Genomic DNA, 18,211 nt, shown 5'->3' with positions numbered 1-18,211 from the left:
CTAAAGGAGTGATTAAATGAAAAAATGCCCTAGTTGTAAAAAACCTATAAGATTAACCGAAGTATTTTTAGAAAAGAAAGAATGTCCTTATTGCTATGCTGAGGTATCAGATCCTTATTCATTAGAAGATATACAAGAGTATAATCATGACCCAAATCCGCCTATAGCTAAAAGTACAAAGTTTTTAACTCATGCTTTAATGGATATTTTATATTGGATTTCTGTGGTTATTGTAGTTGTTATAGGAATTAGCATAGAAGGATGGGGACTAAAGTTAGTTATTTTAATTCTAGGTAATATTATACTTAGGATAAGCTATGAGGCTTCAATCTTATTCTTTAGTTTACATGAACAGGTCGTGTTGTTAAATAAAAACGCTGAAATAAATAATAAATTATTAAAAGAGTTAGTTAACAATACAAGTAAAAATAAAGATGATAAAAACAAAATTGATATTAGAAGTTGATGATTTAATATAAGGAGTGACCCAATGGTTAAAAGACCAAGATTACAAGAACTAGATACAAATATTAAAGCTGCACTGCAAGCTGATCCAGAGCTTCTTGAATTTTACAACAGCCTAACAGATGAACAGAAAGCAAACAGTTACATCTCTCTAAACAATGACACTCTATCACCAGAAGCTATTAGAGATGTGATTAAGTTTATCAAACGTGTTGAGGAAGGCAAAAATATCGGGATTAAGCTGGATTTGAGTAATGTTAAGAGTAGAGATGACTTTGAGAAGGAATTAGATAGAATTGTGACAGTTGGTAATCAAGAAAACTTACATAATTAAGAAAGAAGATTAAATTTAAGGAGTAATAATGTGAATAAAATAATAAACTTAAGATCCCTTCATCTTAAAATTAAAGAAGTTTTGATATCATTTACATAAAAATTTAAGTCAAGAAAGGTGGAGAAAGGATGAGTAAATGTCCAAAATGTAATAAAGAACTATCTGAAGAAGCTAAATTTTGTTCTGAATGTGGTGAAGAAATAACAAACATCAGCAATAAGGAACATGACTCTAACAATACTAAAAATACAGAACCTAATGAGAAAAACGTGGCAGATGCTAAAAAAGGGTGCTTAGGTTGTTTTGGTTTCATTGTTATAATATCAATTATACTTGCTGGAATAGGTTCTTTCTTTTCTAACGATGTAATAAAAGTGACAGCTGATGAAAAAGAATTAGTCAAGGATATAAGTTATAGTATTAATGGGATAGGGGATTATTCTTTTAGTACGGCTAAAAGATATAGTGTAGATGTAGTTGTTAATGAACCAGTAGGTTCCAAAGAGCTTGAAACAATCAGTAAAATTGTTGCTCAAAAAGTTAAAGAAGAACATGATTTTAATGCTTTAATTATTGGCTTTTATGACTACCCAGAATATATTAACAATGGGTATACTTTAGGTAAGGCGACGCTTGCTCCTGAAGGTGACTGGTCAAAAGCAGATACAGTAGATACAGGACAGTATAATAAGATGAAATTTAACTATGAGTTTAGAGATAAAGATTGGGCGAACCAATTAACTAAACAAGAAGTTAGGGTGTGGAGTGCTTGGAAGCGGTTATATAAAAAGGTGGCTGAAAATGATATCTCTAAAATCCCTGACGAGAATGAAATAACTAATACTATTGCCGAAAGATTTAACACAACTGTCAATAAAGTTGAAGATGTGTTGAATAAACAGATTGATTGGACTTATGAAGATAAAAAATAACTTATATAAGGAGTGGTTACAATTTCAAGAAAAGAAGAAAGAATAGTTGAAAAACTATATGAGATTCATACTAATAGTTAATTTTAAGACTCCCAATTAAGGGAGTCTTTTTCATTTCACTAACAATAGAGCTACCAAGCCAATCAAAGTAATAAATAACATTACTTCTACTGTGCTATAGCTTTTTTCTTCTGCTATCCTGTCTAATATCCTCATAGTTATCACCTCTGGGAGAGTATTATCCCCAAAAGATTGGAAATAATAACTAGAGATTAACTTATAATTTACCTAACATCTTTTTTATATTATCAAAATAATTATCTTCTGGTGGGGCATCTGAACCTTCATATTTGCTACTATCAAATAAAGGTGGTCTATTAACCTTAATCTCTGATTTAGCTCCTTTAAGGTATAACTTAACTTTCTCAACTGTATCTAACTTATTGCTTGTCCAGTCTTCCAGCAACACTACAACATATCTAAATGTTTCTGCTCCATTTTTCCTAGCAATAACAAAAGAATACTTGATCACTTCTATAGAGGTCTTTTTGAGGTAAGCTCTAATAATTTTAAGTTTATTGTCTCCAATTGCTTTTCCAAATGTTTTTTCATATTCTTCCCCTATTTCATCATCCTCTTTAAAATCATTATTTATTAAATCATTATTCATTAGTGTTGGATTTTCCTCTTGTGGATTTTCCACATGTGGATTTTCCGTTTCTGGTTTTTTATCCACTTTCGGATTATCCGTTTGTGGTTCTTCTTCGTGATATGGATTTAATTCTGGGGTTTCATATACATTTCTTTCCCAATATTTAATTTTACCATCTTCCCCTTTAACTGGTGCTCTATATAAATAACCATAATCCTCTAATTCTTTTAGTCCAGTTCTTACCGAATCTCTACCATCTTTGCTAACGGTCTTTAAATGCTCAATTTGAGCCTCCCAGTTATCAGGCTTACTTAATAGATAAGCAAGTAAACCTTTGGCTTTAAATGATAATCTGCTATCCTCTAATCCTGTTTTATCAACTATAACATATCTATCTCTCTTATGTACTCTAATTACTGACATAAAAATAACCTCCCTATAAAAATTTAGGCAGGTTCGGTCAAGTACACTTGACAAGCAAGTGTATAATATATTATAATTTTGATATAATAATAGTAAATGAGGTCTTGACCGAGACCATAACCTAAACGGAGTTGGCAGCTCCGTTGTTTTATTTTTTGATACTATATTTATTATAAGCAAATTCTACAAAAATATCAATAATTTCAAATATAAAATACTTATGTTATTAATTTTTATAAGATTTAGTCATTTATGACTATCAACTTCTAAAAAAGAAACCGCTCTGAAAGCAGTTTCTGAATTAATGTAGTTCTTCTTTTTCAACTTCCCACAAGTGAAAACAATTATCATTATACCCTATCGAACTTATCAAATCAAATGTTTTGTCTTTTGGCAATAATTTTTTTCTAGCTTGATCTATCTCTTTCTTAGTTGGATACCTACTTTTGTGTGCTATTGATAAATGATATTTGCCATCATCAATACTGACTAATATGGTGCACCCTGTAGAAGTAATGTAGCCATCTGCTATACTCTCGCCAGTGTTAATCTTACCTTGATAATTAAATTTCATCTCATTGCCTCCTATTATTTTTGTATATCATCAACCTGTAAACATAGTGCCTTATACCCTACCTTTTAATTATCCCCCTTTCTAAATTCCTCCAAATCAATTCTAAATCCTTGTTCTGCTGCTTTTTTACCATAGAATTTCCTTAACTTGGTCAGAGTTAACCCTTCACCTGCCAGTATAGTCCTTACATAGTTGCTACTTGAGTCGGTTTGTTCTCCTATTTCATCTAATGATAAGTATGGATTCTTTGATATTAAATCTAATATTCTCTCTTTTTTAGTCATTTTAATACCTCCTTTATATTTACCCCGCTTTTGATATAGCAGAGCGGGAAACTGCTTAAAATATTATTTTCTTAAAAAGCTTACTGCCAAAACTAATGCTGCATTGAAAGCGAATATACCAGTGCCCCACCAACTTCTATCTAATGCGAAAATAAAAGCGATGAATAAAAATACCAATGCGGTTGATATTGATTTTCTCATAATGTTTTGATAGAATGGTTTTAGGTGGGAGGGTTTCCCCTCCCGATGGTTGGGCTTAACTCTCATCATCGGAGTTAAGCTCTTTGTATTTTTTGATGATTTCTAAGGCTGTTAGGATTATTTTTTCAAATGTGAAGATTAATCCTAAGATTAGCCCTAGATTTTTTAACCATTCCATCTATTCCCCTCCTTTCCTCATGTTCTATATATATTATATCATTCGGAATGGTATAAGTCAAGTAAATATTAGAATTATTTTATATTTATGTATAATAATTTTTAAATTAGGAATAGTACCAATATATAACTAGAGCAACTAACTAATGTTGCTCATCAACTAAAAATAGAGGCTCTAGAAAATTCTCTTTGTCGAAAACTCTTAACCTAAAAAATTTTTGAACCTCTCCTCTAAAATTTTCTCATGTCTAACGTTTGCTACCCCATGAAAAGCTATTTTGAAAATTTTAGAAATTTGGTAAACTTGGACACGCTAGGGGGGAGGATGGACAAGCCTATTGGGGGAGGGGAAAATTGTCACAGGGACAACCTCGGGGGAGGGGAAACCTGTCGGACTGTTGTAAGTTGTTCAATGGGTATAACTTACAAACTATTGGGTATAATTAAATATTAACTTGGTTTAGCATTTAATATAGACTGCTGGGGCTTATGCCCTAGCTTTTTTATTTGTTAACATAATAAACCTATTAATATAAGCTGTTTAATTAATTTTTGTTAACAAAATAATAAATGTTAACAAAAGTATTGATTATCTTCTAGTATTATGTTAACATTATATATAGAAAGGTTAGTTATTAAAGGCTTTTATAGTGTTAACAAAATAACTGACACTAAAATAATAAATGTTAACAAGGAGGAATTAGAATGAAAGTAGTTCCAGTATTAGGTTGGGATAATGGTTTTGACTTTGAAAAGTTTGAGGCTGGTGAAAATAAGGTTAAATTTGTTTCTCGTACATATCAACCAAGAAAGGATAAAGTGTTTGATTTAGGCAAGTCTATTTTTAATCCTGATAATATGGTTGTGGAGTTAGATGGTAATATCTATTATGTAGGTGCTAAGGCTGACAAGCAAGCTGCAGACTCTTCTGATAGAAAGTTTAGAGATGAAAAGTTTAAAGAAGATACTGAGTTAGTTAAGTTATTGGCTGGTATAGAGTTATTATTTGGTGATGAAATAGATGGTAAAATTAGAATTGAACAATTAGGGTTAGGTCTTAACGTTGGAGCTTTTAAAAAGTATAAAGATGAAATTGTAGAGTTATATAATAATAGAACTATTAAATATCAAGCTGGAGGAAAAGAAAGAGAATTATATATAGATAGTGTTTCTTGCTATCCTCAAGGTATTGCATCATTCTATGACGAGCTTCTTGATATGGAAGGTAATATGAAGAATGATAATTTAGCAACTGCTAGATATGGATTAATCGATATTGGAGGAAGGACAGTAGATGCCTTTGTAGCTGATGGAATAGATGTTATTACAGATAGTGTAATTAATCTAAAAGAAGGTACTACTAATGCTTTTAAAATAGCTAGTTCGGCTTTAGATGATATCCCTTTTGGTATTATACAAGAAGATTATCTAAAAGGGAATGATAAGACTTTCTATAATAAAGAATATGATATTAAGAAACCTTGTGAAGATGCATTTAGAGAATTGGCTGAGAAGATATATGATGAAGTTCAGTTGGCTTGGGATGATTATATGCCAAGAGTTCAATTTATTATCTTATGTGGTGGAGGAGCTCAAAGTTTAAGAAAAGATTTAAATGACTTATTTGATAAAGATATTACAGTTATTTCAGATGCACAATTTAGTAATGCTCGTGGTTATTACAAACTAACTAAAATGTAGGTGGTAGTTATGGATAGGAATATACTTCTTGCAGGTAGAATTAGTGATAAATCAATGAATAAGAAAGATGTTGATTTTGTAGAGGGTAGATTGAAGCAAGGAGTAAGTAAAAGCGAGTTAGTCCAGAATGCTATATCAGTCTATCGGAAGTATTTAGATGGGGAACTGTTAAAAGATGAAGTAAATAATATAGTAGAAGCTATTAAGAGTAATAACATTAAGATCGAGAATGATGATAAGCCTAAAGAAAAGAAACAAGATAATGAATTACTTGATAAGATAAAATCTAAAAAAGATGCTGGATTCTTTTAAATAAAGAAAGCCCCTAAGGATCTAATCCTTGGAGGGCTTTTTTTTGTCTATAATTTCAAACTTATCTTTTGCAGTTAACTTAGTCCATACATCTAACTCTTCCCTTTGGGGTAATTCTATCTCTTGATTAACTATGTGATCAGGAAGAGGTCTAATTACTTTCCCGATTTCCTCACAATCTTAGCTTTAGCTCTGTTCTCTATCTTCTTTCTTGCTGAATTATCAATTTTATATCCTGCTTCCTCTAATTCAGAGATTACCTTGTCACTAATCTTATTAGCATTAGCTAAGTATTGATTGTTAGGAAACTCATTAAAAGCCAAGTCAATAATGTCATCTACTTCCTCCAGCACTGGTCGAGCAACACTGAAATAGCTATCAATCTCTGGTTTAAACTTTCTAGCAATCCCAATCACAATGCTTAGTCCTCCCAGTATAGTCACTACAGTTTCGATATTAATATTCATCATTTATCACACTCCTAAAAATTTATAGTTTATATAACAAAATCTACCAACTTATAGGCGGATAGATTAATTATTTGATTTTCTGCTTCTGACAAACTCATCTACAGCTTTTACAATCGCTAAAGACACTTCTACTTGATATTCTACACAATTAAGTAATACCTCTTCTTCTATGTTACTTATGAAGCCAATTTCGGCTAACACAGCAGGACATTTAGTATTCTTTAATACATATAGATTCTCGTTCTCTTTAACTCCCCTGTCGACTCTACCAGTACCTTTAATCAGATTAGCTTGTACTAATTCAGCTAACTCTTTTCCTTCCTCGCTGCTGGTATAGCAGAATGTCTCTATACCAGCAGCACGAGGATTATTAGAAGCATTACAGTGAATTGATATAAATAGATCCTCAGCTGTAGATCTAACCCTATCTTCCCATTTAGGATAGCTATCATCTTCTCTAGTTAACCTGGTATTATGGCCATCCTCTTTCAATAGAGTATATAACATCCTACTAATCTGTAATGCTACATCCTTTTCATTGCTAAACTGGCCACTAGCTCCTGGATCTTCTCCTCCATGACCTGCATCAATTATAATCATGTTACCATCTCCCTCCCAAAAATTAAAAAAGACACCTTTCGGTGACTCAGAATTATCCAGCTTTGATTAGATAAGATATTAAAGAAATTAAACTTACAATTATTGAATATAAAATTTTATTATTCTTAATATGCTGCTTAAATCCCACATTAGATATATTAGATTGTAGTTTCTCTTTGATATATTCATCATTTGTATCACTTCTAGTTTTAATTTCTGTAACTGCATTACCTATTTTTTTCAATTCTTGCACAACATCATTAAGTGTCCCTTCTATAGCATTAAACCTTATATCAAAGTTGCTTATAATTTGCTGTAACTTTGCATGTTGGTTCTCATTATATGCTACTCTTTCTTTTATACTCTCTATTTGATTTATAGCTTTTTCTAGTTCTTTCTCAATGGTACTGATTCTTAAATCATGTAATTCACATTTTTTGTTCTCAGCCATATTGCACCTCCCTTATTAAAATAAAAAAGACTCCGAAAGGAGCCTTTTTTATTCATAAACAATATTAATATCATTTATATAGCAGTTATTATCAACTTTCTCTAATTGTATTTGTATATATCCTTCATTATTAACGACAATATTATTAGAACTAGTTTTAGTTGTAATTATATTCCCTGTAACTTGAATATAATTAATGCCTTCCGAGCCAGTTCTATTAGTTATTTCAAACTTTGAATACTCCACCTGATCCCATAGTTCTTGTTGCACATATAAAATAAATTCATCATTATCTTGAAGAGAAACATCTTCATTATCAATAGTGAAATTGATTGCCCCTGTTGACATAACAGATTTTAATTTTATTTCATCTTTATCAAGAAAAGACTCAGAAAATTTATCTATTTGTTGATATGCTAATGTCATATTGGTAGTGCCATCGTCTTTAGGGCGTGTTACAGTACCATCATCATCTCCTCCAAAACATCCCGTCAAGCCGATTAATACTAGTGTTAGAGTTAAAAATACAACTATTTTTTTCATATTCTACGCCTCCTAAAATATTTAATATACTGATATTTAATTCATCAAATGTTATCTTATCCCTTTTTTAGATTCCATTTCTAGTCCAATTGATCGTTATATCTTGAGTCGCATCATTATTCGTTATTTCAATGGTAAAAAAATCATTACTGATCTCATCACCATTACTAAATAAAATTCTAAGATTAACATTATTAGCATCTGTTGATACAGTTGGATAAGCAGGAATCGTTAAAGCTGTATGATTAATAATTGTTGTTATTGTTTCTCCTGCTGCAACTGCTGTTTTAGTTACTGATCCACTTAAATTTGTAATTTTAGCTAACTGTGGATCTGATAATTCTCCAGATAAGCCATTAACATTAAGCTCGTCAGCTCCTCCCTTTTCATGTCTTGAAGTATGATTATCAATTAGATTTTTTAAATCTACTAAAGTTAATATCTGTTGTCTCTTATCACTTATATTAGTGATAGTTCCACCTGAAGTTGTTACCTCTGCCAATACAATAGATCTGCTAGGAATTGCTCCTGTTGTTGCACCTCCATCTCTCTGATCTGTAATATAAACTCTATTTACAGCATTATCAGTAAGTGATATAGAATAACTTAAATCAGATATAACCCAAGTTCCATTTACTAAAGCTTTACCTGGTGCTACACTTACATTTAGCCCGCCGCCATCAGAAACTAAGTAATCTCCTCCAACTTTATCATAAATCCCCTGACCAAGTACTAAACCACTATAAAGACCTTGGTCGTCTAAATCTTGAACGGCATATTCCAAAATTTCAATATCACTTTTAATTGAATTATTAATACCATTCAATTTAGATGATGTTATCTCTTCATCAGTATTCCAAGCTGGTAATGATGTTGCCATTTATTTTCCTCCTTTACTTTACTAGATGTCCTTGATCCAAACGATGTCCGGCATCACAACGAGCGTATAAACTAGTTCCTTTTGCACTTCTTAAATCGATATTTACATAGCTTTTTCCTGTAATTTGCCACTCTGTTCGATTGATACGGTCTAAGCTAACTCTATCCCTAAGCTTAAATTTTAAATCAGTTACATTAGGTACTTTTCTAATCACCTGTTTTTCTGTTATAATCTTTACATCATAAGAAGTTGGTTCCTTAGGTCTTTTATCTAAATCATAATTAATACCAGCAATAACCCCTATATATTTTTGCTGATAATACTTTGCCTGGCGGTTAGATCTATTCTTAATTATTGACATTATTTAGCCTTCTTTTATTTTTAAAAAAGAAATAAGGTCTAACCTTAATAATTACTTTCTTAGCATCAGGGTATAATGTATAATTATCTACCTGCCAGATTTGGTTATCAAGTCCTTTGAAAATTTGTCCAGTTTGAGGGATTGAATCAAATTCCATTTCAAAAAGTTTCTGATCCCCTAAGAATTCTTTAGATAAGATAACTATCGCTTTATACATTATTATCTACCTCCATAAAATCACGAACTATTGCTTTAGCAATCAAACGTCCTTCTTTGATATAACTTTCTATATCTTGATTAATTCTTAAATCTTTATCAATAAATTGATTATCTAATCTATACTTAACTTTAATTTTAAAACAATTTAAAGATATACTTAGAATCTGATCTTTTGTAATTTTATAATTTATTCTGTTAAGCTGGTTTAGACTCTTACAAATAATTTCTTTTCCTATATTCACATATTCTTTAGTTTCAGAAAATCTATTTTCAATAGAGATTTTATCAATAATATCATCTTTTTTAAAAATAATTTTTGCCTTTTGATCTGAAATTATAACTCTCATAACCTCATAATCATCTTTATACATTAGACCAACCCCTATCTTAAATACTTTCTGCAATATAACAATATAGATCTGTTATATCATGCTTCTCTCTAGCATATTGGTGTTTAACCTTATATATATATAATCTTACCATTCTTTTATATACTGGATGCCAAACTTCAATAATGTCTCCAGCTTGATGAGCCATATTTCCAACAACTTGAATATTCATTTTATTTCTAGACCATTTATGAAGTTGAAGGCGTTGATCTGCTAAATACTGAGCTTGTTGCTCTGTTTGGATTAAAGGATTATCAATCTTGTCCTCTACCTCTCCATATTGGTTAATTAAATACTCATCCATTGCTTCAGCTGCTAATACATCAGGGGCAGCCTGTCCTAGAGGTTTACCATAAATATTAACCGTAATATCTGCATCAGTAGACTTATGATTTTTATTTCTTAATTTTACTTTAACATAATGGTCAGTCTTTTCTTGAATAGATGCATAATCGCTAGTATCCCATTTTTCTTTTATTGCTGTATACTCCATTCTGACATCAACTGCTGTTCTAGTATGATCATCAAAGTAGTATAAAGTTTCTGTATGACTACTTTCTCCTGACATAACGTGCTTAGTAAATGTTACTAATAATTTTTCAGCCAATGGAACTAGTTTCGGTTCGCTGATATTACGCCCGTAAACTCGGACAATATTTTTTATATCATCATCACTCCATTTAGGCTGATAAAATATCACAAAATCAGAATTATCATAGGTCCACGATACAGTTTTATTAAAATTAATTTTAGAAGATCTTAATTTACCTTCTTCATCAAAATAAAGGTTGTGTAGGGCAGCCTGTAAAGGCATAAACATAGCATCCCAGGATAGTTCATCGATAAATTGTACACTTTTGATTGTAAAATCTAAAGGAGCAAGATTTAACTCACTTGGGTTTAAGCCTGCATGATTAATAGCAATATCTGCAACAATATCGTTTGCTTGCATATTTTCATAGATATCTGTTGTAACTTTAGCCTTTAAAAGGTTTTTACTTTTATCAAAGCATTTAACTGATAAGATTTGCTCTGCTCCTCTGGAATATTTTTCAGGTTCAGCAGATCTAATCAGATATATCCCTGCTGGCATATACTCACCATTATTACCTTTTTCAATAATAATCTTATTGTTCTCTTTAAACCAGTTTCTTTTAGTAGAATTAAAATTTAATTTATCATATTGCCCATCTTTATTACTGATTTTTAAATTAGCTTTATTTGCTTGATTATGTTCTGACAACTCAATATCAAAGCTGATCACATCTTTAGTTATGTCATGACTAACTTCATTTTCTGTGATTAATGTTACTCTAGCACAAGGGCTTCTCAATAATGATTTTTGGGCTAATTCTAAATTAGGGGATAAAATCTGCAAATTAATCCTCCTTTCTTTAGATTATTTTAAAAGGTTTTAAAGATAAAGTTACATTTTGATAATAATCTTTTTTCCACGGTGTACCTGTTAAATCAACTATTTCAACTTGATAAGTTTGACTATTAATTCCATCTTGAAAATTATATAAGTTTGCTCCATTGTTAGCTTCAAATAAAGTTAATAATTTATTATAAAAATCGGCATTTATTAAAGGATACTTAATAACAATTCTAGCCTCTTGTAAGATTAACGGATCATCAAAAATAATAGTATCTGCTAAGGTTTGAACTTCACTATAATTTTTAGGAATATTTATCCCTGTATATTGTCCTCTTGGTGGATCATATGGAAACAAATAATCACCTAATTTCATGGTGAATTTATTAATAATTATTGAGGATCTTAAATCTTTAATTCTTTTACTTTTAATCAAGATTGAACTATCTAACTTATCAGCTTTAATTATATCAATTGTTCCTTTTAAATAAGGTTTACTATAATTAATATCATAATGTACCCCTGGCTCAACTTCTATTATCCCTGTTATGTTGCTCTGTCTTTGCCAATAGATTTTATTGATATAATATAAGTGATAATAAGTTTCTGTAAAATCATAACGAGTTTGTTTTGTAGAATAGACTTCATAGTCTATTCCTCTAGTCATTCCATTATAAGTTTCTGGATATTTACGCCCCCAAAATGTCCACGCATCTCCAGATACAAAAGTTTCTTTTGCTTTCCATTCAGCTTCAGTCATACCAATATATAATTCAGATTTAATTTCTGAATTATTGTATATCCAATCATCTTGTTGTAAATAAAGATCTAATAAATCAGGATCACCACTTATAGTAATATTACCTGATAAATTCCCTTGACCTTGTCCTTTGATAAATATACTTGAATTTAATTTATCGTAAGGTAATTCAACTTTAATAGAACATCCGACATTTGGATAGCTTTCACCTTTAATATGACTTACTTCTTTAATAATGTTTAATTCACTTGATAAATCCTTAAATTCTTTCCAAAGATAAGGTAGTACGTTAATGTTTCCATCTATATCATCATGTGGATCTAGCCTTCTAACTTTTAATTGCCCTGCTAAATAAGGATAGCTAGATTTTTTATTCCTTTCTCTTCTTAAAATATTAACTTGTGAAGAAAAATAGGAATTAGTCGTTTGACGAGCAAATATCCTTCCTTGCATAGTTAAACTGTGTTCAACCTTAATCTTAGTAATTAAAGCATTATAACTTAAATCTGACCAGATAAACTGTAAACCTTCAGTATTTGGTTTAGGTCCTACAATTTGACCAGGTTCTCTAATTATGTTGATTTCACTAGACAAGTGACTATGATAAAAAGGTCTAACCTTCATTAGTGAATACAACTCAGATATCTGATAAATATCAATAGAACCATCTAATCTTCCAGGGCTTAAAGTTTCTCCTATGATTGCTAGATCACTAAAACCTTTTTGCCTTGTTGTGACAAAGCTCCATTTTTGAGTAATACCTTCACTTGGAATCAATATACTAGCTTTGATATACCCACTATTAACATATAAACTGCTTTCTAATATTTCTTTATACCAAACATCTATATTTGATGATATTGCGTTAAATCCACTTTTCCTAATCTTTATCGACCCTGTTAAATCATCAGTTACATTCTGTTTTACTTTTATATTAGATTTTAATAAAGTTTTATGCCAAACCTCAATATAACTTAATTTCTCCAATTCACTAACTGTAATTGAACTTGATAAATCAGAATTACCTGGTATTCTTGGTGTTAAAGTACCATTAAGGTTATCCATCGAATTGAATCTTGGTTGAATCGATCCGAACATATAAGGTTTATTGATTGAAAAATCACTATTAAGATCATCCATTAAGTTAAATCTAGGTGTCAAACTACCATCAAAATTATCTACTGAATTAAATCTTGGTCGAATTAATCCTTTAAGATTATGACCTAGCACTTCAATAGAACCTTTTATTTGATAACTAAAATCAATACTACTAATTAAATCGTCAATATCCCAGGATGATTTTATATTCATAAATCCTTTAAAATCTTGATCTTTATCTTGCTCAACTGTAATTGATCCATTAGTCTCTGATCTGCCAGCAGAATATATAATATCTAATGTATATTCAATCTCTAATTCTGGAGGATAATATTCATATTCACTAGAATAAAAAGATTTTACTGAATCAAACTTCTCATCTTTAGCTTTAATTGCAAAACCATAATTTTCTTTATCAGTTTCATCCCACTCTGTTACAAGATCTGTTATGTCAATTTCAACATAACCAAAACCATCACCAACTGAATTCTCAACAATTATATTGTCTAAGTTAGGCTGATTATCCCAAGTGACTCCAAGTTCATCCCAATGCTCTTTTAATAATAAAACTTCTATATCTATTTTAGGATCGAAATCAGGAGATTTATAGAATCTTAATTTAGCTTTCTTGACCTTAGCTTCATAAGGTAGATTTTCTTTAACAGGAAAGTAAATAAAAGCCCTGTAAACTTCATCTTTAGACTCTGAATAACCAACCATTAACTGCTGTTCAGTACCATAATTTAAAGTCGGAACATTTTCACGAACAAAAGCATCCTTAGTTGGATTAAGAGTTATATTATAAGTCGGAGGTGGCTTAATATCAGCTAATACAGCAAATTGACCGTTCGGATTAACAAAAATTTCGCTTATTAAATTTCCTACCTGGTTAACTTTAATAAAACTTTTAAAATCATCAATATAAGTTGGAATTACATCATATTGACCCAATAATGTATTTTTGGAAGCAACTTCTAGAGTTGAAGTTGTGTTAAAGTTATAAGGAACAGTCATATATCCTTTACAATCATTTGGACCATTAATAATATTAATTATTCCTTCTAAATCTGCTAGCATTTAATCACATCCCATTGTATTGAGATTTTAAACTGGCTTGCCTTTTGCTATAATTTTAAAAGTACCTCCATTTTTAACTGATATATCAGAAGATAACCTGACATAAAATTTTTTAACTTCTCCAGGAGCAAGAGAACCATCTAAATAAATATAATCTTCTTCAATAAAAGGATTCTTGTATTTGCTTAATTTTAATTTTATACCTTGATCTAAACTCGATTGTTCAACCCAAATCTCTATAAATCCAATATCAAAACCACATCTATTCTCTAAAACAACTTCTTTAACCAAGGAAGTTGATCCAGCTGTCATTATTCCAAAATCTAAGTATTTAATTATATCGCCCGATGTATTAGATAATATGTTGCCATTAACATTTTTAAAAATTATATTAGGTACATCTCTATATTGAACGACTAATCTAGGAGGGTAACTGCTTAAATAGCTGTAAAAAGTAGAACGTCGCCCCCAACCAGTTCTTAAAGCAATACCATAAAGCGGATTTTCACCTGAAATACTCTCTTTATATCTGTCTGTAATATCCCAAATCCACCAATCGGGATTATTAAAATTTTGAGGATTATTTCCTATATAATCTCCTTTAATAATTGATTTCCAATTAGTTCCTCTATTAAAATCAGATAATAATTCCTGAGGATAAAGCCAACTTGCATTAGAATATTTACATAATACTTCAAAAGTAACCTTCTCTATCCTATTAAATTGATCGACTGTTGTTGGAATCCTAAAGCCAGGAGTCCACATATTTTGAACAGTACCCCAAACTCCACAAGCTGCTGTATACCTATCATCTGCTGGATGTAAATGTTCAGTATGGTCATACCCAACCCATTGAGTAACATAAAGAATTTCATTTTCAATATAAGTTGTTGGATCGATTATAACTGGATAAGTGGCTGTATCTAGAAAAGATACATCAGTTATGATTAATTCAATAGCATCATAACTATCATAAGTAGTCATTTGATACTCAATGCCATAATTATAATTATCATTATCATCTAGCATATAAGGGGTATCTAACACCCAAATAATTTCTTTAGTTTGCTGATCTACAAATTCAACTTCTCCTTTATCATTTAAACGAAAATCAACCCCATCAGATTTTAAAGTAAAGATGAAACTGGTTTGATCTGGTTTTTCTTTTAGTATTATATTCTCTTTTAATCTTGTCTTTTCTACGATGTACTCAACATCAACGCCGGGAAAACAATCAATAAATTTAAATTTATTGTCTTGATAAATATAATCTGTTGGTAGAGCATCAACCAACTTATAATTAACCCACCTACTTCTATTATTCTTGTTTTTAAATTCAAATGAGACTAAATGTTTATTTTTAGAAGTTTTATCATAAAAGTAGGTGAAGTATAAGTTAGAAGTTACCCCATGGGTAAATTCCCAAACTGATAGAGGCTCAATATCAAGAATTATATCCTTCCAGCTTCCTTTTTGATCCTGATAGTGAACTGGTCCCATATTAATAACTGTTTCTTTCACACCATTTCCTTTATCATAATGTTTTGTGTACAAATCTCTTTTTTCTATTATTTCAGTTGCCAATTCAACTCACCCCCTACATCAACCTCTAAAGGAGCTTTAATTCTATCAGTTTCTTTTCCATTTCTGATAAAAACTAATTCTCCTTCTAGGTCTTTATTAGATACTAACCAAATATAAATATAAGGTTTTTTATTAAAAGGCATCTTAAAAATAGATTTGAAGTGAAAGTCAACATTATTAAAGGTTAACTTTGCTTTATAACCTAAGTTATATTGATTAATCCTTGATGGATCTCTTTTTAATTGGTTTTGTGGCTTAACTCCTGGTGCTAATTTTCTAATATTCATCACAGTTTCAGCATCTTTATAAGTAATGATATCATTGTAATTCTGTCTAGGATTACCTGTTAATAAGTAATCACGCTCTTTAGTACGATAAATAATATCTATTCTTTGACCAAATATTTTAAAGGTGCCATCTGGAACTTCATAATAGACTTTACGCCCGTGACCAACTAATCCAAAACGAATTAATTTTTTTCTATCTATCTGATAAAAGTCATTATGTTCTTTAGTCTTAAAATCATATTCAGAAAAGAGAGTACCATTTAGATACTCTCCAACCCAAATAAAATCTTGTTTAACTGGTGAAAATGCCTGAACTCTATCCATCAAAAAACCTCCTCATTGTATTGAGAGAATTATTATACATACTGATAAGAGACTCTAGTTAAAAAGACCACGTTTCCAGCTGTTGCTGTTGGTGGTACTTCAGCATGTAAAGTTACACGAGCAAAATTAGCATTATCTGCTGCTGCATTTGGATCTCCTGTATTAGCAAGACCTGATATTTCTCCTGGATTTGTTGCTCCTTCTGCCTCTATGGTCTTAGTTATAGTTCCTCCAATAGCTCCAAATGTATCAGCAGAACCATTTTGAAGAGAGTCACAACGAGCCTTAATCCAGGTATCAGTTACTAATTCTCCAGTATTACCACCTGCTGAATCTTTAGTTGTGATCTGGCAATTTTGCATGGTAGAGACATCATTTGTTCCACCTTTATTATTCCAGATATCGACAGTAAAATCAGCTGATACAGAACCTGCATCAACTGTTCCTATATTCCATTGACTAACTGCATTATTATTTGGATCATACCAACTTACTATTGGTGCTGGCATAAACATCACTCCTTTTCTTAAGTTAATTGCTCTAAAATTTTAAGGTTTAAAACTACATTAGATCGATAAGAGCCCTTTTTATATACTTGTCCTGTAAAATGGACTATTTTCACAGAATAAATATGACCATCTTTAGGATCATAATTAAACTCTTGATCTAACTCATACTTGTTCTTTAAAGATTGAAAGAAATTCTCTTCCATTAATGGGTATTCATAAGAAACTAAACTACCTTTAATATGAACCCCCCAATTTAAAGTCACATTGCTGCTATAAGTAGAAACATCTACTCTTGATTTTACCTTCTTAATTCCACTCCAGGCATTATCTGGTGGTAAGTAGGGGAATGTATAGCCCCCTAGAATATGAGACATACATTATCCCTCCTATAAACTATATAATCCTAATCCAAAATCATTATCCTTTAATATTTCTAAAACCTTAGCAGCTGTCATATTTGCTAACTGTTCTCCAGCTTGATTAAACCCTTCTTCTCCAGCTCCTTCAACTTGAACAGCTCCTGGTTGAACATTAACAGTTAATTTAAGATTGCCACCTTTTACAGATCCTTGACTTCCTTTAGCTCCAATAGATAGCAGACTATCTATATTAACAACGCTTTTAGCTATCTCACGTAAGATAGTTATAATCTGAGTGTCAGTATTAGCTACTTGTTGACTGGTAAATCCACCATTTGTACTAGCTCTAGTATCTGGTTGTCTAGATCCTCCTACACCTCCAGTTTCAGGATCATCCTCAGGACGTTCTGTTTTACCTGGTGAATCAATGGTATCTATTTCTCCAAATAACCAACCAAGCAACATATTATAAGCCTTAATGAAGAAATTAATCACACTAATAATAGTTTCGACTACAAAAGCTAAAACTTTTGCTAAAACCTTAATAATAGGTACTATAACTTTCATTATCATAGCTAGAATTCTTCCAAATAATTGACCGATTAAAATTAAAGGTTCAATTAAGGGTTGAAGTGCTTGAAATAAACTCTCAAATACAGGTATCAAAGGTTCTAAAAATGCCTGAAATGCATCCATAATACCACCAATAAATTCATTAAACCCTTCTAATTGAGCAAATAAGCTTGTAATCATTTCGATAGCCCCACCAACTACATCTCCTGATGCCATTGTCATGGCTCCTTGAGCAAATCCTGGTGCTGCTGCCTCAGCTTTTTCTTCTGTTGACATTTGAGCTAGCTCTTCTTGACG

Annotated in this window: 24 protein-coding genes; 5 read left to right on the top strand and 19 right to left on the bottom strand. The window is 31.0% G+C overall.

From position 1 onward, the window contains the following. The first annotated feature begins 16 nt into the window (after window positions 1–16). The 3 genes from U472_RS00305 to U472_RS00295 all read left to right on the top strand — a co-directional run bounded on the left by U472_RS00305 (window position 17) and on the right by U472_RS00295 (window position 1,731). Entirely contained in the window at window positions 17–466 is a 450-nt protein-coding gene (locus U472_RS00305; protein WP_068714359.1) for a hypothetical protein, read from the top strand. 24 nt (window positions 467–490) lie between these two features. After that, window positions 491–799, top strand: coding sequence for a hypothetical protein (locus tag U472_RS00300; protein ID WP_068714357.1), 309 nt, complete (start codon window positions 491–493; stop codon window positions 797–799). Window positions 800–927: 128 nt separating this feature from the next. Beyond that, window positions 928–1,731, top strand: coding sequence for a zinc ribbon domain-containing protein (locus tag U472_RS00295; protein ID WP_068714356.1), 804 nt, complete (start codon window positions 928–930; stop codon window positions 1,729–1,731). A gap of 277 nt (window positions 1,732–2,008) precedes the next feature. Here U472_RS00295 and U472_RS00290 read toward each other — a convergent pair whose 3' ends face one another. The 4 genes from U472_RS00290 to U472_RS17310 all read right to left on the bottom strand — a co-directional run bounded on the left by U472_RS00290 (window position 2,009) and on the right by U472_RS17310 (window position 4,043). Next, entirely contained in the window at window positions 2,009–2,806 is a 798-nt protein-coding gene (locus tag U472_RS00290; protein WP_068714354.1) for a DnaD domain protein, read from the bottom strand. 301 nt (window positions 2,807–3,107) lie between these two features. Then, the gene (locus tag U472_RS00285; protein ID WP_068714353.1) at window positions 3,108–3,380 is read right to left on the bottom strand and encodes a hypothetical protein; all 273 of its coding nucleotides are present in this window, start codon (window positions 3,378–3,380) and stop codon (window positions 3,108–3,110) included. Window positions 3,381–3,445: 65 nt separating this feature from the next. Beyond that, window positions 3,446–3,664: a hypothetical protein gene (locus U472_RS00280; protein ID WP_068714352.1), complete on the bottom strand. Its 219-nt coding sequence runs from the start codon at window positions 3,662–3,664 to the stop codon at window positions 3,446–3,448. Between the two features lie 256 nt (window positions 3,665–3,920). Further along, window positions 3,921–4,043, bottom strand: a complete 123-nt coding sequence (locus tag U472_RS17310; protein ID WP_281201038.1) for a hypothetical protein — start codon at window positions 4,041–4,043, stop codon at window positions 3,921–3,923. 704 nt (window positions 4,044–4,747) lie between these two features. On the opposite strand from U472_RS17310, the gene U472_RS00270 reads away from it, so the two are divergent. Together U472_RS00270 and U472_RS00265 are read left to right on the top strand one after the other, a co-directional pair. Next, window positions 4,748–5,743: a ParM/StbA family protein gene (locus U472_RS00270; RefSeq protein ID WP_068714339.1), complete on the top strand. Its 996-nt coding sequence runs from the start codon at window positions 4,748–4,750 to the stop codon at window positions 5,741–5,743. 9 nt (window positions 5,744–5,752) lie between these two features. Beyond that, window positions 5,753–6,055 carry a hypothetical protein gene (locus tag U472_RS00265; protein ID WP_068714335.1) on the top strand — a complete coding sequence of 101 codons (303 nt, stop codon included), beginning with the start codon at window positions 5,753–5,755 and terminating at the stop codon, window positions 6,053–6,055. A gap of 155 nt (window positions 6,056–6,210) precedes the next feature. On the opposite strand, the gene U472_RS00260 is transcribed toward U472_RS00265, so the two are convergent. From U472_RS00260 to U472_RS16640, 15 genes are all read right to left on the bottom strand, one after another. Next, window positions 6,211–6,525, bottom strand: a complete 315-nt coding sequence (locus U472_RS00260) for a hypothetical protein (protein ID WP_245684700.1) — start codon at window positions 6,523–6,525, stop codon at window positions 6,211–6,213. A gap of 63 nt (window positions 6,526–6,588) precedes the next feature. Then, a complete protein-coding gene (locus tag U472_RS00255) occupies window positions 6,589–7,125 on the bottom strand; it encodes an N-acetylmuramoyl-L-alanine amidase family protein (RefSeq protein WP_068714334.1) in 537 nt (178 codons plus the stop codon). A 52-nt stretch (window positions 7,126–7,177) separates the two neighbouring features. Continuing rightward, the gene (locus tag U472_RS00250; protein ID WP_068714333.1) at window positions 7,178–7,576 is read right to left on the bottom strand and encodes a hypothetical protein; all 399 of its coding nucleotides are present in this window, start codon (window positions 7,574–7,576) and stop codon (window positions 7,178–7,180) included. 48 nt (window positions 7,577–7,624) lie between these two features. Further along, entirely contained in the window at window positions 7,625–8,119 is a 495-nt protein-coding gene (locus U472_RS00245; RefSeq protein ID WP_068714332.1) for a hypothetical protein, read from the bottom strand. A gap of 67 nt (window positions 8,120–8,186) precedes the next feature. Beyond that, on the bottom strand, window positions 8,187–8,999 hold the full coding sequence (locus U472_RS00240) for a hypothetical protein (RefSeq protein WP_068714331.1): 813 nt from the start codon (window positions 8,997–8,999) through the stop codon (window positions 8,187–8,189). A gap of 13 nt (window positions 9,000–9,012) precedes the next feature. Further along, window positions 9,013–9,360 carry a hypothetical protein gene (locus U472_RS00235; RefSeq protein ID WP_068714330.1) on the bottom strand — a complete coding sequence of 116 codons (348 nt, stop codon included), beginning with the start codon at window positions 9,358–9,360 and terminating at the stop codon, window positions 9,013–9,015. Then, window positions 9,347–9,577, bottom strand: a complete 231-nt coding sequence (locus tag U472_RS00230) for a hypothetical protein (protein ID WP_068714328.1) — start codon at window positions 9,575–9,577, stop codon at window positions 9,347–9,349. The genes U472_RS00235 and U472_RS00230 overlap by 14 nt, the downstream gene beginning before the upstream one ends. Continuing rightward, on the bottom strand, window positions 9,570–9,950 hold the full coding sequence (locus U472_RS00225) for a hypothetical protein (RefSeq protein WP_068714326.1): 381 nt from the start codon (window positions 9,948–9,950) through the stop codon (window positions 9,570–9,572). The genes U472_RS00230 and U472_RS00225 overlap by 8 nt, the downstream gene beginning before the upstream one ends. A gap of 16 nt (window positions 9,951–9,966) precedes the next feature. Further along, window positions 9,967–11,346: a hypothetical protein gene (locus U472_RS00220; RefSeq protein ID WP_068714324.1), complete on the bottom strand. Its 1,380-nt coding sequence runs from the start codon at window positions 11,344–11,346 to the stop codon at window positions 9,967–9,969. A 16-nt stretch (window positions 11,347–11,362) separates the two neighbouring features. Beyond that, window positions 11,363–14,278 carry a DNRLRE domain-containing protein gene (locus U472_RS00215; protein ID WP_068714322.1) on the bottom strand — a complete coding sequence of 972 codons (2,916 nt, stop codon included), beginning with the start codon at window positions 14,276–14,278 and terminating at the stop codon, window positions 11,363–11,365. 27 nt (window positions 14,279–14,305) lie between these two features. After that, on the bottom strand, window positions 14,306–15,862 hold the full coding sequence (locus tag U472_RS00210) for a hypothetical protein (RefSeq protein ID WP_068714315.1): 1,557 nt from the start codon (window positions 15,860–15,862) through the stop codon (window positions 14,306–14,308). Beyond that, window positions 15,847–16,473, bottom strand: coding sequence for a hypothetical protein (locus U472_RS00205; RefSeq protein ID WP_068714312.1), 627 nt, complete (start codon window positions 16,471–16,473; stop codon window positions 15,847–15,849). The genes U472_RS00210 and U472_RS00205 overlap by 16 nt, the downstream gene beginning before the upstream one ends. A gap of 32 nt (window positions 16,474–16,505) precedes the next feature. Beyond that, entirely contained in the window at window positions 16,506–16,982 is a 477-nt protein-coding gene (locus U472_RS00200) for a hypothetical protein (protein WP_068714310.1), read from the bottom strand. Window positions 16,983–16,999: 17 nt separating this feature from the next. Continuing rightward, entirely contained in the window at window positions 17,000–17,356 is a 357-nt protein-coding gene (locus U472_RS00195; protein WP_068714308.1) for a hypothetical protein, read from the bottom strand. Window positions 17,357–17,368: 12 nt separating this feature from the next. Further along, window positions 17,369–18,211: hypothetical protein (locus U472_RS16640; protein WP_176714085.1), on the bottom strand; the 843-nt coding region annotated here is incomplete at its 5' end.

This window comes from Orenia metallireducens, from assembly GCF_001693735.1.
Classification (GTDB): Bacteria; Bacillota; Halanaerobiia; order Halobacteroidales; family Halobacteroidaceae; genus Orenia; species Orenia metallireducens.
This window is presented reverse-complemented; position numbering and strand designations above follow the sequence as displayed.